Source organism: Serratia proteamaculans, assembly GCF_008830365.1.
GTDB classification, from domain to species: Bacteria; Pseudomonadota; Gammaproteobacteria; order Enterobacterales; family Enterobacteriaceae; genus Serratia; species Serratia proteamaculans.
In genome coordinates, this window is record NZ_WBKI01000012.1 from 1 (window position 1) to 13959 (window position 13959).

General features: G+C 54.2%; 15 protein-coding genes and 1 pseudogene. 8 read left to right on the top strand and 8 right to left on the bottom strand.

What is annotated here, in order from left to right; all coding sequences use genetic code 11:
* From F8R23_RS23655 to F8R23_RS23675, 5 genes and pseudogenes are all read left to right on the top strand, one after another.
* Positions 1-215: pseudogene (locus tag F8R23_RS23655) on the top strand (phage late control D family protein); the annotation flags it as partial.
* Between the two features lie 64 nt (positions 216-279).
* On the top strand, positions 280-498 hold the full coding sequence (locus F8R23_RS23660) for a DNA-binding transcriptional regulator (RefSeq protein ID WP_099061749.1): 219 nt from the start codon (positions 280-282) through the stop codon (positions 496-498).
* 203 nt (positions 499-701) lie between these two features.
* Positions 702-1604, top strand: coding sequence for a CDF family cation-efflux transporter FieF (fieF, locus tag F8R23_RS23665; protein WP_099063884.1), 903 nt, complete (start codon positions 702-704; stop codon positions 1602-1604).
* Between the two features lie 218 nt (positions 1605-1822).
* The gene (pfkA, locus tag F8R23_RS23670) at positions 1823-2785 is read left to right on the top strand and encodes a 6-phosphofructokinase (protein ID WP_085120029.1); all 963 of its coding nucleotides are present in this window, start codon (positions 1823-1825) and stop codon (positions 2783-2785) included.
* A gap of 194 nt (positions 2786-2979) precedes the next feature.
* The gene (locus tag F8R23_RS23675; RefSeq protein ID WP_112349293.1) at positions 2980-3969 is read left to right on the top strand and encodes a sulfate ABC transporter substrate-binding protein; all 990 of its coding nucleotides are present in this window, start codon (positions 2980-2982) and stop codon (positions 3967-3969) included.
* A 66-nt stretch (positions 3970-4035) separates the two neighbouring features.
* On the opposite strand, the gene tpiA is transcribed toward F8R23_RS23675, so the two are convergent.
* Positions 4036-4803: a triose-phosphate isomerase gene (gene tpiA, locus F8R23_RS23680; RefSeq protein WP_112349232.1), complete on the bottom strand. Its 768-nt coding sequence runs from the start codon at positions 4801-4803 to the stop codon at positions 4036-4038.
* 127 nt (positions 4804-4930) lie between these two features.
* Positions 4931-5521: a DUF1454 family protein gene (locus F8R23_RS23685; protein ID WP_129936374.1), complete on the bottom strand. Its 591-nt coding sequence runs from the start codon at positions 5519-5521 to the stop codon at positions 4931-4933.
* A 197-nt stretch (positions 5522-5718) separates the two neighbouring features.
* On the opposite strand from F8R23_RS23685, the gene F8R23_RS23690 reads away from it, so the two are divergent.
* Positions 5719-6144 carry a DUF805 domain-containing protein gene (locus F8R23_RS23690; protein WP_099063882.1) on the top strand — a complete coding sequence of 142 codons (426 nt, stop codon included), beginning with the start codon at positions 5719-5721 and terminating at the stop codon, positions 6142-6144.
* A 9-nt stretch (positions 6145-6153) separates the two neighbouring features.
* Here F8R23_RS23690 and fpr read toward each other — a convergent pair whose 3' ends face one another.
* Together fpr and F8R23_RS23700 are read right to left on the bottom strand one after the other, a co-directional pair.
* The gene (gene fpr / locus F8R23_RS23695) at positions 6154-6900 is read right to left on the bottom strand and encodes a ferredoxin--NADP(+) reductase (protein WP_099063881.1); all 747 of its coding nucleotides are present in this window, start codon (positions 6898-6900) and stop codon (positions 6154-6156) included.
* Between the two features lie 3 nt (positions 6901-6903).
* On the bottom strand, positions 6904-7527 hold the full coding sequence (locus F8R23_RS23700) for a helix-turn-helix transcriptional regulator (protein ID WP_129936361.1): 624 nt from the start codon (positions 7525-7527) through the stop codon (positions 6904-6906).
* Between the two features lie 296 nt (positions 7528-7823).
* Here F8R23_RS23700 and emrD point away from each other — a divergent pair, with 296 nt between their 5' ends.
* Positions 7824-9008: a multidrug efflux MFS transporter EmrD gene (gene emrD, locus F8R23_RS23705; RefSeq protein WP_099063879.1), complete on the top strand. Its 1185-nt coding sequence runs from the start codon at positions 7824-7826 to the stop codon at positions 9006-9008.
* Positions 9009-9040: 32 nt separating this feature from the next.
* Here emrD and glpX read toward each other — a convergent pair whose 3' ends face one another.
* The 3 genes from glpX to F8R23_RS23720 all read right to left on the bottom strand — a co-directional run bounded on the left by glpX (position 9041) and on the right by F8R23_RS23720 (position 12579).
* Positions 9041-10051 carry a class II fructose-bisphosphatase gene (glpX, locus tag F8R23_RS23710; RefSeq protein ID WP_099063878.1) on the bottom strand — a complete coding sequence of 337 codons (1011 nt, stop codon included), beginning with the start codon at positions 10049-10051 and terminating at the stop codon, positions 9041-9043.
* Positions 10052-10181: 130 nt separating this feature from the next.
* Complete coding sequence (gene glpK / locus F8R23_RS23715) at positions 10182-11690, bottom strand: glycerol kinase GlpK (protein WP_112349227.1); 1509 nt, start codon at positions 11688-11690, stop codon at positions 10182-10184.
* Positions 11691-11733: 43 nt separating this feature from the next.
* The gene (locus F8R23_RS23720) at positions 11734-12579 is read right to left on the bottom strand and encodes an MIP/aquaporin family protein (protein ID WP_099063876.1); all 846 of its coding nucleotides are present in this window, start codon (positions 12577-12579) and stop codon (positions 11734-11736) included.
* A 539-nt stretch (positions 12580-13118) separates the two neighbouring features.
* Here F8R23_RS23720 and zapB point away from each other — a divergent pair.
* Positions 13119-13358 (top strand): septal ring assembly protein ZapB, encoded by a 240-nt coding sequence (zapB, locus tag F8R23_RS23725; RefSeq protein WP_012147470.1) that lies wholly within the window; start codon positions 13119-13121, stop codon positions 13356-13358.
* A gap of 56 nt (positions 13359-13414) precedes the next feature.
* On the opposite strand, the gene rraA is transcribed toward zapB, so the two are convergent.
* Positions 13415-13900, bottom strand: coding sequence for a ribonuclease E activity regulator RraA (gene rraA / locus F8R23_RS23730; RefSeq protein WP_020837546.1), 486 nt, complete (start codon positions 13898-13900; stop codon positions 13415-13417).
* Between the last annotated feature and the right edge of the window lie 59 nt (positions 13901-13959).

A 13959-nucleotide genomic window follows, 5' to 3' on the forward strand; every position in this document is an offset into this window, starting at 1 on the left:
TCAATCTTGCCATGGGGCGCGCGGATTTATTCCCAGAAACGCCGGTAGCGGTGAGAGGGTTTAAGCGCGTCATAGACGAGCAGGCGTGGACAATTACTAAGGTGACCCATTCACTCAGCAATAGCGGTTATACGACGGCACTAGAGCTAGAGGTTAAGCTTTCCGATGTGGAGTATGAAGAGGAAAACAAACAGGATAGAATTAATAATAATTAATTGATATTAAAGGAAAAAAGACTAAAATCATCTTATCAATGTTGACGTGTCGAGGTGATAAATTATGTTTCATTGCAATATTTGCGGAACTGCTGCACATGCTCGTTCAAGCCGTTATCTCAGCGAGAATACAAAGGAGCGTTACCACCAGTGCCAGAACATCAATTGCAGCCATACATTTGTCACCATGGAAACCATTGAACGCACCATTATGAAACCCGGCCATGTGGTTCCGGTGATGCCTCACCCGACCCATTACGGCCAGCAAAGCATGTTGATGTAGCTAAAGCGAAGAATCCCCGGAAATCCGGGGATTTTTTTCGACGTGGTCAATGTGTGGACATTGATAGAGATAATTCCTTTTATCTCATAAAGATAAGTGCTAGATACGGGCACCATCCCTGTCTTCCCCCGCCATGATGGCGGGGTTTTTTTTGTCCATCATTCCGCTATATTGACCCCCTCAACGTTTAACCGGGATGGGTTATGGAACCGCAATATGCGCGTCTGGTGAAATCCGCTGCGTTAGCTGCCACCGCATTGGCCTCCATACTGTTAATGATCAAAATTGTCGCCTGGTACCACACCGGTTCGGTGAGCTTGCTGGCGGCGTTGGTGGATTCTTTGGTGGATATTGCCGCATCGCTGACTAATCTGCTGGTGGTGCGTTATTCGCTGCAGCCAGCTGACGAGGAACATACTTTCGGGCACGGTAAGGCCGAGTCATTGGCTGCGCTGGCACAAAGCATGTTTATTTCCGGCTCGGCCCTGTTTCTGTTCCTGACGGGTTTCCAACATCTGTACTCCCCGGAAACGCTACGTGATCCCGGTATTGGTATTGCCGTGACGGTGGTGGCTTTGTTCAGCACCTTGCTCTTGGTCACATACCAGCGTTGGGTGGTAAGAAAAACCCGCAGTCAGGCGGTGCGAGCAGATATGCTGCATTATCAGTCAGATGTCATGATGAATGGTGCTATTCTTATAGCGCTTGCGCTAAGCTGGTACGGTTTTCAACGGGCGGATGCGCTGTTTGCATTGGGCATTGGCGTCTACATTCTTTATAGCGCGTTGCGGATGGGTCATGAGGCGGTGCAATCGCTGCTGGACAGGGCATTGCCGGACGATGAACGTCAGGCGATCATCGATGTGGTTTCTTCCTGGCCAGGGGTGAAAGGTGCGCACGATTTGCGCACCCGCCAGTCCGGTCCGACGCGTTTTATCCAGTTGCATCTGGAGATGGACGATGCGCTGCCACTGATGCAGGCACATCTTTTGGCCGAGCAGGTGGAACAGGCATTGTTGCATCGTTTCCCCGGTGCGGATGTCCTCATCCATCAGGATCCCTGTTCCGTGGTACCAGAGGGGCGGCAGGGGCGTTGGGAGCTATAATCAATGCAGGGCCGGTGAGAACAGTGCTGCGGTTAGCTCACAGTGCCATGGTGGTTTTTTACCGCAATATTGCGTGACTTGAATCAATTCAGCTGGGTGTTTTTGTTATAATATCCAGCAATAAGCCGTAAAGCTGGTTTTCTGCAGCCGGAGAGGTTTCAAGACAATCGGCGAATACAGAATTCTTAAGAAATTGCATCTACAGTTCAGAGGTAGTCATGATCAAGAAAATCGGTGTACTGACAAGTGGCGGTGATTCGCCGGGTATGAACGCTGCGATCCGTGGCGTTGTGCGTGCTGCCCTTTCAGAGGGTCTGGAAGTTTTTGGTATTTACGATGGCTACCTTGGTTTGTACGAAGATCGCATGGAAAAATTGGACCGCTACAGCGTGTCCGATATGATCAATCGCGGCGGCACCTTCCTCGGTTCGGCCCGTTTCCCGGAATTCAGAGACGACAGTGTACGTGCCAAGGCGATTGAAAACCTGAAAAATCGCGATATCGATGCGCTGGTGGTCATTGGCGGTGACGGCTCCTATATGGGTGCCAAACGCCTGACGGAAGAGGGTTTCCCTTGTATCGGTCTGCCTGGCACTATCGATAACGACGTGGCCGGTACTGACTACACCATTGGCTATTTCACTGCGCTTGAAACCGTGGTGGAAGCGATTGACCGGTTGCGCGATACCTCATCCTCACATCAGCGTATTTCCATCGTTGAAGTGATGGGACGTTATTGCGGCGATCTGACGCTGGCGGCGGCTATCGCCGGTGGTTGCGAGTTCATCGTGTTGCCTGAGATTGAGTTCAACCGCGAAGATTTGGTGTGTGAAATCAAGGCTGGCATCGACAAAGGTAAAAAACACGCGATCGTGGCGATCACCGAACACATCTGCGATATCGATGAGTTGGCGCGCCATATCGAGCAAGAAACCAAGCGTGAAACCCGCGCCACCGTGTTGGGTCATATTCAGCGCGGCGGTTCGCCGGTAGCTTACGACCGCATTCTGGCTTCCCGCATGGGCGCTTACGCTATCGAGCTGTTGTTGCAGGGCTACGGTGGTCGCTGTGTCGGTATCCAAAACGAGAAGATGGTGCATCACGACATCATCGATGCGATCGAAAACATGAAGCGTCCCTTCAAGGGCGACTGGCTGGAAACGGCGAAAAAACTCTACTGATCCCGTTTTAATTCAGGCAATAGAAGCCTCCGCATGCGGAGGCTTTTTTTATCCCCTGCAGTAGATATATTCCATAATCGTCTAGCCCAACATTTTTTATTCTTTAATTGATAGGGGAGTTTCTGGCAGGCTCTGATGCTAAATCAACCGATTGAGGTTGCGATTATTTTTCCTGGGAGAGCGAGTCGATGCGTATGCGTAAATGGGGTGTAGGTCTGACAATCATGCTGCTGGCGTCTGGTGCCATGGCGAAAGATATCCAATTGCTGAACGTTTCATACGACCCGACGCGTGAATTCTATCAGGAATATAACACCGCATTCGGTAAATACTGGCAGCAACAGACCGGCGATAAAGTCACTGTACGCCAGTCGCATGGCGGTTCAGGCAAGCAGGCGACCTCAGTCATTAACGGCATTGAGGCCGACGTGGTGACACTGGCGCTGGCTTATGACGTGGATGCTATCGCCGAGCGCGGACGCATTGATAAAGAGTGGATCAAACGCCTGCCGGATAACTCGGCACCTTACACCTCGACCATTGTGTTCCTGGTGCGAAAAGGCAACCCAAAACAAATTCACGACTGGGCCGATTTGATTAAACCGGGTGTCTCGGTGATTACTCCGAACCCGAAAACCTCCGGCGGTGCACGCTGGAACTATCTGGCTGCCTGGGGTTACGCGCTGCATCAGAACAATAACGACCAGGCCAAGGCGCAGGAGTTCGTTAAAAACCTGTATAAGAACGTCGAAGTGTTGGACTCCGGTGCGCGCGGCTCAACCAATACTTTCGTTGAACGTGGTATCGGCGATGTGTTGATCGCCTGGGAAAACGAAGCGCTGCTGGCGGAAAAAGAGCTGGGCAAGGACAAGTTTGAAATTATCACCCCGAGTGAATCGATTCTGGCTGAGCCGACCGTGTCGGTGGTGGATAAGGTGGTTGATAAGCGCGGTACCCGTGATATCGCTACGGCTTACCTGAAGTATTTGTATACGCCAGAAGGGCAAACCATCGCGGCGAAAAACTATTACCGTCCACGTGATGCGGCAGTGGCGGCCAAGTTTACCGACCAGTTCCCGAAACTGAAGTTGTTCACCGTGGATGATACTTTCGGTGGCTGGACTCAGGCGCAGAAGGTGCACTTTGCCACTGGTGGCGTGTTCGACGAAATCAGCAAGCGTTGATGCCGAATGGCAGCAATAAAAAAACCCCGGCTTGCCGGGGTTTTGTCATTTATAAGCCGAGTGAAATCAGGCTTTTTTAGCAGCAGCAGCGGCTTTGACGATCACGGCGAAAGCATCGGCTTTCAGTGATGCGCCGCCAACCAGCGCGCCGTCGATATCCGGCTGGGTGAACAGCTCGGCGGCATTCTTGTCGTTCACGGAGCCACCGTACTGGATGATCACTTCTGCAGCCACGGCTGCGTCCTGCTTGGCGATGTGATCGCGGATAAATTTGTGTACTGCCTGTGCTTGCGCAGGGGTAGCAGACTTACCGGTACCGATAGCCCAAATTGGCTCATAAGCGATAACCGCGCCTTTAAAGGCTTCAGCACCCTGGGTTTTCAGCACGGCGTCGATCTGGCGTGCACAAACTTCTTCGGTTTTACCCGCTTCGTTTTCTGCGTCAGTTTCACCGATGCACAGCACTGGGATCAGACCGGCAGCTTTCAGCACGGCAAATTTTTCGGCGATCGCAGCGTCAGTTTCTTTGTGGTAAGTGCGACGCTCGGAGTGGCCGATGATGATGTATTGAGCACCAACATCTTTCAGCATGTCGGCGGAAACTTCACCGGTGAATGCGCCGGACAGGTTCACGTCTACGTTTTGGGCGCCCAGGGCAATGCGGCTGCCGGCCAGTGCGTGCTTGGCCTGGTCCAGATACATGACCGGTGGTGCGATAGCAACGCCACAACCGTCAACGCTGCTCAGTTCATTGCGCAGCGCGGCGATCAGTTCGTTAACCATGTGAGTGCTGCCGTTGAGCTTCCAGTTACCCATAACTAATGGATGACGCATGTTTTTTCCTCCAACAAGGGAACGCGAGAGTCGAAATAACCACTGCCGGACCGGCAGTTTACCTGCCCAACAGTATAGAGATGATTAAGCACGAAGGCTTTGCTTTTCGTCATTAAATAGCCAGCTGTTACGGCTCGGATAACGCCAGCTTAACCGGTTCAACAGCGAAAGTTATCCCTTTATCGCCGTTGTCTGCTACCACATAACGGATTGCGCCGACCTGCTGTTGGTAGAAGCGTGAACCTTTGCCTTTTTCCAACAGGTTAGCCACTTTGCTCAGGCTTTTTTCCACCGTCAGCGCCGGTTCAAACTGGCGCATCAGTGCGGCCATATAACTGATGGCAATGATGCGGGCGGCCTTTTCTTCACTGCTCTGCTGCAGCGGCAGGTGGGTGATCTGCAGCGTTTTGATTTTGCCGGTGCCTTTTTCCAGCGCGATGGAGGCGTAGAGATTTTCGTTCAACTTGCTGGCGGCACGCGTCAGCAACGGCGTATCGTCTTCTGCCGTTGCGATGGCACGAAATTCACCAATCGGCAGCGTTGGGTTGTCGCGGTTATATTTTTCGCGGAATTTTACTACCGTCAGATCAAACGTCGGCGCCCCGGCCAGCAGGTACGGCGCGGTGGGCGACGCACTGACGGCGGCATCCGGCGGATCGGCCCAGGCACTGCTGATACCCAACAACAGGCAGGCGATGGCGATGGTTTTTCTCAGCATGGCATACGACATCAAGAACAAAGATGGCTCCGATTAAAGCGATAACCGAGGGGGGTGTCAAAGATCCCGCGCCATTATCGCTTGCTGACAGGAAAGCTGTGCGTTACTCCGCGTAATGCAGGGCGGAAATCTTCGCCCTGCGGCGCCTATGTTACACTGCACGGCAGAATATGGGCAGGTTAACAATGCAGGATTCAATGACAATACAACAGTGGTGCTTTTCGTTTAAGGGCCGAATTGGGCGGCGTGATTTCTGGATTTGGATGGTGTTATGGTTGTTGCTGATGGCGGTGGCTTTTTCTCTCGCCAGTCGTGAGTTGGTGGATATCCAGACCATTGCATTCTTTATCGTGGGGTTGCTGTGGCCGACGGCGGCAGTGCTGGTGAAACGGCTGCACGACCGCAACAAAGCAGGCTGGTGGGCGTTGTTGCTGATCCTGGCGTGGTTGCTGGCGGCGGGCAACTGGCAAATGCTGGCCCCGCTCTGGCAATGGGGCGTCGGGCGGTTTGTCCCGACGCTGATCATTGTGATGATGATGATCGATTTGGGCGCGTTTGTCGGCACGCCCGACACCAACCGTTTTGGCCCACCGGCCGAACCGGTGAAGTTCGGCGCGGACTGAGGTAACTGCTTACCAGTATTGTTCGCTGGTGATATGGCCCGGCTTGCGGCGCAGGTGCTTGCGCATCTGCCGCTGATCTTTCAGCGTTTGTTGGGTATCTCGCACCATTTGCGGGTTACCGCACAGCATGACGTGGTCAGTTTCAGCATCGAGGGGTAATCCCACCGCCGCTTCCAGCCGGCCATCCTCGATCAGCGCCGGCACGCGGCCCGTCAGTGAGCCGCTGACTTCTTCGCGACTAACGATAGTCTGAATGCGCAGTTTGCCGTTGTAGCGCTGCTGTAATTGTTGCATCAGCGGCAGGTAGCTGAGATCGCGCGCAAAGCGGGTGGCATGTACCAGCACCAGGTTTTTGAAACGCTCTAGGTCTTTGCCTTCCTGCAGCATCGACAGGTAAGGGCCAATCGCGGTACCGGTCGCCAACATCCACAGGGTGTCGCATTCAGGCACTTCTTCCAGCACGAAAAATCCGGCGGCCTCTTTGGTCACCATCACTTCCGACCCCGGCTGCAGCTGATTGAGGCGTGGGCTCAGTTTACCTTCCGGCACGGTAACCAGATAAAACTCCAGATTTGGGTCACTGGGAGCGTTGACGTAGGAATAGGCGCGTTGCACGCGTTCGCCGTCAATTTCCAGCGCCAGTTTGGCAAATTGCCCGGCGGTAAAAGGAGCAATGGGGGCATGGACGGTAATGCTGAACAGCCCGTCTGTCCATTGCGTGACTTGCGTAACCTTGCCATTAACCCAGTCAGCCATACTCTAAAGCTCCAATCGTCGAATCAAATAAGCGCAATGTCGTGAACCGGAAATAGCGTGCGCAGTACGCTCTATGTGATAGCCGTGGCCAAACAAACGGTTAAACAGTTGCAGCTCCGAGTTGCACAGGCTACTGCAGGCGGTGGCCGCCACGCCGATCGGGCAGTGGTTTTCCACCAGTAACATGCCCAGCGGATGCTCAACCAGTTCGGCCATGTAGCCATCATGCTGCCGCAGACGCACCAGTCGGGTGAGTTTGGCCTGATGGCAGGTTTCCTCTGACAGCTCTTCGGCATAGCGCTGATAAAGCTTGTCTTCGCGCGCATTCAGTAGCTGCTCCACCTCTTCAGCGCCAAACAGCTGATGGGCAGATCCCAACATCTCCGCCGCCAGCCGATCGTGGCCATTGGCAAACTGGGCGTGGCCCTGATGGGTCAGCGACCAGTAACGGGTGGGGCGACCTACTTTGGTACGCGCTTCCTCGTAATCAACCAGCTCACGTTTCTCCAGGGATTGCAGATGCTGACGGATACCCATGGGAGTGATGTCCAGACGCTCAGCCAGCATTTTGGCTGAATGTGGCCCCAGGGTTTTTAACTGCAATAAAATCAGCTCTGTTGTTTTCATAAACCCAATCCCTATGGTGTTATTTTATTTCAAGATGATGAAAATAATTATCGATTAAATGCTAAAGCCAAACTATTGAAAGTTTGCCATTTTTAACCCATAAGCGGTAGACGTACAGTTTAATTTACGAGGCTGGTTGGCTTTGCTGCCACTGTGACGGAGATCAATATCTGTCTGAAACTCGCTAAAAAAATCAAATTTGTTAGCTTATGCCGCCATAGAGGGCTGCTCGCCGTTCTGGCTGATTTTGGGGCCATACCGGGACGCTGTGACGAGTTAATACGTTAACGAAGATAATGAGAAAAATAGAAAACTTTCACCTGTTGGTGATGCTTACCCTGTTAGTGGCAGTCGGTCAGATGGCACAAACCATTTATGTTCCCGTTGTCGCTGATATCGCTAAAGATTTCTCGGTACGTTCCGGTGCGGTGCAGCGCGTGATGGCGGCCTATCTGATGACCTATGGTTTCTCGCAGCTGATTTACGGCCCGCTGTCAGACCGTATTGGCCGCCGCCCGGTGATTCTGGCCGGGATGATGATTTTCATGATCGGCGCTCTGGGTGCGCTATTGTCCAATAACCTGACGATGCTGGTTGCCGCCAGTGCCATTCAGGGGATGGGGACCGGCGTGGCGGGGGTGATGGCGCGAACCATGCCGCGTGACCTGTATGCCGGTACCTCGCTGCGTTATGCCAACAGCCTGCTTAACATGGGGATTCTGGTTAGCCCGTTGTTGGCGCCGATCATCGGCGGAGCATTGGCGATGGTATTTGGCTGGCGTGCCTGCTATGCCTTCCTGTTGGTACTCTGTGCCGGTGTGGCTTTCGCCATGTTCCGCTGGCTACCGGAAACTCGCCCGCAGCAGACCGAGAAACGACGAATGCTGGCAAGCTTCCGCAAGCTGTTGGCCGACGGGACCTTCAGTTGCTATCTGGTGATGCTGATTGGCGCTTTGGCGGGGATCGCGGTCTTTGAAGCCAGCTGTGGCGTGCTGATGGGCGGCGTGCTGGGTCTGAGCGGTCTGACCGTCAGTATCCTGTTTATTCTGCCAATTCCGGCGGCGTTTTTTGGGGCCTGGTATGCCGGTCGTGACGGTAAAACCTTCCACAGCCTGGTGTGGCATTCGGTGATCAGTTGTCTGCTGGCGGGTTTGATGATGTGGATCCCAGGGTGGTTTGGCGTGATGAACATCTGGACGCTGATTGTACCTGCGGCGTTGTTCTTCTTCGGAGCCGGTATGATGTTTCCGCTGGCGACCACCGGGGCGATGGAGCCATTCCCCTATCTGGCTGGTGCAGCTGGCGCGTTGGTCGGGGGCATGCAGAATATGGGCTCTGGCCTGGCGACCTGGCTTTCCGCCATGTTGCCGCAGACCGGGCAATTCAGCCTTGGCTTGCTGATGTTTGCCATGGCGCTACTGATTCTGCTGTGCTGGTGGCCGTTGTCCCACCGGATGCAGCATCAGGGACATACCGTATAAAACGAACAGGGCGCCTTCGGCGCCCTGTTTAATTACAGCAGAAACTCGTGCAGCGCCGGGTCTTTACGATCCAGATAATGGGTCGAGCGGATGCGGCGGATAGTGCGTGACTTACCGCGGATCAACAGCGTTTCTGTGGTGGCCATATTGCCCTGGCGGCTAATACCCTCCAACAAATCGCCCTTGGTGATGCCGGTAGCGGAGAAAATCACGTTGTCGTTGCGCGCCATGTCATCCAGCAGCAGCACCTTGCCAGCTTCAATCCCCATCTCTTTACAGCGTGCCAGCTCTTCTTCGCCGATGCGACGATTCTCGGCGCTGTCGCCTTTGACCTGATGACGCGGCAGCAGGCGTGCCTGCATATCACCGTCCAGTGCGCGGATCACCGCGGCAGAAATTACCCCTTCCGGCGCGCCGCCGATACCGTACATCACGTCGACTTCACTGTCTGGCATGCAACTCAGGATTGAGGCCGCCACGTCGCCGTCGGGGATAGCGAACACTCGCACCCCGAGCTGCTGCATCTGGGCAATAACGCCATCGTGACGCGGTTTGGCCAGGATCACCACCGTCAGTTGACTCAGTGGCTTTCCCAGGCAGACCGCGACGTTGTTCAGGTTCTCAGCCAGCGGCAGGTTAAGATCGATAGCACCGCGCGCTGCCGGGCCCACCACCAGTTTTTCCATATACATGTCAGGGGCGTGCAGGAAGGTGCCGCGATCGCCCACCGCCAGCACTGCCAACGCATTGGGCTGGCCCATGGCGGTCATGCGGGTGCCTTCGATGGGATCGACGGCGATATCCACCGCGTCGCCCTGGCCGCTGCCGACCTGCTCGCCGATATACAGCATCGGCGCTTCATCAATTTCGCCTTCGCCGATCACGATGCGGCCGTCGATATCCACTTTATTGAGCATAATGCGCATTGCGTTGACTGCAGCGCCGTCGGCGGCGTTCTTATCGCCGCGTCCCAGCCATTTATAGCCTGCCAGCGCAGCGGCTTCGGTAACGCGGGAAAATTCGATGGCTAATTCACGTTTCATGGCAAAACCTGTCTGTGAGAAAGGAAGAAAATATCGGCAAAGTTTATCACAGCACGCGGCGGCGGGGGCGGGGCAAAAAAATGCGCCGCCCGGAGGCAGCGCATGATGGGGTTAACCAGGCAAATAAGTGTTAGTCGTGCTCTTCCCATGCTTGTGCGCGGGCAACCGCTTTTTTCCAGCCGCTGTAACGGAAGTTACGCTCGGTGGTTTCAATGCTTGGGCGGAACTCACGCTCGATGACCGCTTTGCTCTTCACTTCATCCAGGTCATTCCAGTAGCCGATAGCCAGGCCCGCCAGGAATGCCGCACCGAGCGCAGTCGACTCACGCACTTCAGGACGCTCTACACGGGTACCGAGGATGTCAGACTGGAACTGCATCAGGAAGTTGTTAGCGACCGCGCCACCGTCCACACGCAGCGATTGCAGACGAGTGTTGGAGTCGGCTTGCATGGCATCCAGCACGTCGCGCGTCTGGTAGGCAATGGATTCCAGCGTGGCACGAATGATGTGGTTGCTGTTCGCGCCGCGGGTCAGGCCGAAGATGGCGCCACGGGCATACGGGTCCCAGTAAGGTGCGCCCAGACCGGTGAAGGCAGGTACCACGTACACGCCGTTGCTGTCTTTCACCTTGGTGGCGAAGTATTCGGAGTCGGCCGCATCGCTGATCAATTTCAGCTCATCGCGCAGCCACTGAATGGAGGCGCCGCCAATGAAGACCGCCCCTTCCAGCGCGTAGTTCACTTCGCCGCGTGGGCCGCAGGCGATAGTGGTCAGCAGGCCGTGGTTAGAACGTACCGCTTCTTTGCCGGTGTTCATCAGCAGGAAGCAGCCGGTGCCGTAGGTGTTTTTCGCCATGCCCGGTTGAACACACAGTTGGCCGTACAGCGCCGCCTGCTGGTCGCCGGCGATACCGGCGATAGGAATACGTGTACCGCCTTTACCCCCGATGTTGGTCTGGCCGTACACTTCAGAAGACGGACGGACTTTTGGCAGCATGGCGCGTGGGATATCCAGCGCTTCCAGCATACGTTCATCCCAGTCCAGCTCATGGATGTTGAACATCATGGTACGCGAGGCATTGGTGTAATCGGTCACATGCACCCGCCCTTGGGTCATTTTCCACACCAGCCAGGTGTCGACAGTACCGAACAGCAGCTCACCGCGTTTGGCGCGTTCACGGGCGCCTTCAACGTGATCGAGGATCCATTTTACCTTGGTGCCGGAGAAGTACGGGTCAACCACCAGGCCGGTGTTGTGACGAATGTACTCTTCCATGCCATCGCGTTTGAGTTTTTCACAGATGTCGGCGGTGCGGCGGCATTGCCAGACGATGGCGTTATAGATCGGTTTGCCGGTCTCTTTTTCCCAGACGATGGTGGTTTCGCGCTGGTTGGTGATGCCGATACCGGCGATTTGATCGGAATTGATGTCGGCTTTTGCCAGCACTTCCACCAGCGTGGAGCTTTGTGACGACCAGATCTCCATCGGATCATGCTCAACCCAGCCGGCTTTCGGGTAAATCTGCGTGAATTCACGCTGCGACACCGCAACAATATTGGCATCGTGGTCTAGCACTACGGCACGTGAACTGGTAGTTCCCTGGTCGAGAGCGACAATGTATTTTTTTTCTACAGTCATGATTTTAGTCCTGCTGTTGTTAACCGTTTTAAAACTGTGCCAATCACGCTTTACGCTGCTGAGCTTTGGCGGCGGGTTGTTCTTCGTCTACACAGACATCACACGGCAAATTGCGGCCAATGAGCATGCGGTAGCCAAAGGCACCCAGGCAGGCACCGATGATTGGGCCAAAGATAGGCACCAGGAAGTACGGAATATCACGCGCACCGGTGAAGGCCACTTTGCCCCAGCCAGCCAGATAAGCGAACATTTTCGGGCCGAAGTCACGGGCCGGGTTCAGCGCAAAGCCGGTCAATGGTCCCATAGAGGCGCCGATCACAGCAATCAGAATACCGATTAACAGCGGTGCCAGCGGGCCGCGTGGAATGCCGTTACCGTCATCGGTCAGCGCCAGGATCAGGCACATCAGGATCGCGGTAATCACCGTTTCAACCAGGAAAGCCTGGCCAACGGAGATGTGTGCATTAGGGTAGGTGGAGAAGATACCGGCCAGGGCCAGGCTTTCGTCGCTGCCGCGCACCATATGGTTGACTGCTTCAAAGTCGAAGAACAGGTTGTAATACAACCCGTAGACCAGCGCTGCTGCGCAGAAGGCTCCGGCGATCTGTGCGACGATGTAAGGCAGTACTTTGCGTCCGTCAAAGCAGGCAAACAACCACAGCGCGATGGTCACCGCCGGGTTGAGATGCGCACCGGAGATGGCAGCGGTCAGGTAGATGGCCATGGCAACGCCCAGGCCCCAAATGATACTGATTTCCCATTGACCGAAGCTGGCGCCAGCCAGTTTCAGCGCGGCAACGCAGCCTACGCCAAAAAATATCAACAGGCCGGTGCCGAGGAACTCAGCGATACATTGGCCTTTTAGGGTCGGACTGGTGGTTTGGCTCATAATGTTGTTGTCCTGCAAAACGGCGGTTGTGGGTTTATAGGCTCAGGGTGTGCATCAACCCGGCCTATGGGTACAGTTTTTTTCATCTCGTCCAATTATTAATTGAGGACGTGATGTAAATTTATCGTTAACGAACATAAACGAGAAATAGCGAAATCAAAATGTGTGTGCTGAGTCATAAAATTGAGCGAATTCGCGTCGTTTTGTGTTCTTTCTGCGCCATAAAACTGTGATCTGACCAGTGTTCCAGCCACCGTTCGTTAACAAATCAATTTACGCTCCCTGAGTATTTTCAGTTTTTGCTGATGGTGGCGGCAGGAAAATTGCAACAGACTGCGCGTTGAGCCGGATGTTGCTAGACAGTCGGGGACAGGCTACTTACAATCGTTTTTATCGAAAGAAGCGTTTTATCGAGACAGGCGCGTTATTTTCAATAAAAGCGTGTGTCACTTGGCGCGATGCATATTCGCAGCAGTTGCAACCTGAGTTGCGGCCGTTACCTATAGATGTACGCCTTGCTATCATGAGGGGACTGAAGAATGTCATTTGAAGTATTTGAGAAATTGGAATCAAAAGTTCAGCAGGCGATCGATACCATCACCCTGCTGCAGATGGAAATTGAAGAGCTGAAAGACAAAAACAACACTCTTTCACAGGAAGTTCAGGCTGCCTCCGGCAACCACGAATCGCTGGTACGTGAGAACCAGCAACTGAAAGAAGAGCAGCACGTATGGCAAGACCGCCTGCGTGCGCTGTTGGGCAAAATGGAAGAAGTCTGATTCCGGATTGCACGATCGAAAAGGGCGCCCAAGGCGCCCTTTTTCATATCTGAAGATTACTCGATATCGAGTGGATCCTCGGACAGGATAATACCGGTATTGTCAGCATACAGATGATCGCCGGAGAAGAACGTCACACCGCCGAAGTTAACGCGGATGTCGCTTTCGCCAATGCTCTCACTGGCGGCACCCACCGGAATGGCCGCCATCGCCTGAATGCCGATGTCCAACTCTTCCAGATCGTCTACCTGACGAACCGCACCGTAAACCACGATGCCTTCCCATTCGTTCTGGGTTGCCAGACGCGCCAGTTCTGCATTGATCAGGGCACGACGTACCGAGCCGCCACCGTCAATCACCAGGACGCGACCGCGGCCGTTTTCTTCAAGCAACTCGAATAACAGGCCGTTATCCTCAAAGCATTTCACCGTAGTGATTTGCCCGCCAAATGAAGTACGCCCGCCAAAATTGGAGAATAGAGGCTCAACTACGTTCACCTCTTCGTGATAGATGTCGCAAAGTTCGGAAGTATCGTATTTCATAGGATTTTACGTCTGTTTGCCGCTGGAATAACCAGTATATCCCTTTATTCGCCCTGTTG

Coding starts and splice junctions, on each gene's coding strand:
- zapB (WP_012147470.1), top strand. CDS start 13,119: ATGTCATTTGAAGTATTTGAGAAATTGGAATCAAAAGTTCAGCAGGCG.
- F8R23_RS23690 (WP_099063882.1), top strand. CDS start 5,719: ATGACAATACAACAGTGGTGCTTTTCGTTTAAGGGCCGAATTGGGCGG.
- fieF (WP_099063884.1), top strand. CDS start 702: ATGGAACCGCAATATGCGCGTCTGGTGAAATCCGCTGCGTTAGCTGCC.
- glpX (WP_099063878.1), bottom strand. CDS start 10,051: ATGAAACGTGAATTAGCCATCGAATTTTCCCGCGTTACCGAAGCCGCT.
- glpK (WP_112349227.1), bottom strand. CDS start 11,690: ATGACTGTAGAAAAAAAATACATTGTCGCTCTCGACCAGGGAACTACC.
- F8R23_RS23675 (WP_112349293.1), top strand. CDS start 2,980: ATGCGTAAATGGGGTGTAGGTCTGACAATCATGCTGCTGGCGTCTGGT.
- rraA (WP_020837546.1), bottom strand. CDS start 13,900: ATGAAATACGATACTTCCGAACTTTGCGACATCTATCACGAAGAGGTG.
- pfkA (WP_085120029.1), top strand. CDS start 1,823: ATGATCAAGAAAATCGGTGTACTGACAAGTGGCGGTGATTCGCCGGGT.
- F8R23_RS23720 (WP_099063876.1), bottom strand. CDS start 12,579: ATGAGCCAAACCACCAGTCCGACCCTAAAAGGCCAATGTATCGCTGAG.
- tpiA (WP_112349232.1), bottom strand. CDS start 4,803: ATGCGTCATCCATTAGTTATGGGTAACTGGAAGCTCAACGGCAGCACT.
- F8R23_RS23660 (WP_099061749.1), top strand. CDS start 280: ATGTTTCATTGCAATATTTGCGGAACTGCTGCACATGCTCGTTCAAGC.
- emrD (WP_099063879.1), top strand. CDS start 7,824: ATGAGAAAAATAGAAAACTTTCACCTGTTGGTGATGCTTACCCTGTTA.
- fpr (WP_099063881.1), bottom strand. CDS start 6,900: ATGGCTGACTGGGTTAATGGCAAGGTTACGCAAGTCACGCAATGGACA.
- F8R23_RS23700 (WP_129936361.1), bottom strand. CDS start 7,527: ATGAAAACAACAGAGCTGATTTTATTGCAGTTAAAAACCCTGGGGCCA.
- F8R23_RS23685 (WP_129936374.1), bottom strand. CDS start 5,521: ATGCTGAGAAAAACCATCGCCATCGCCTGCCTGTTGTTGGGTATCAGC.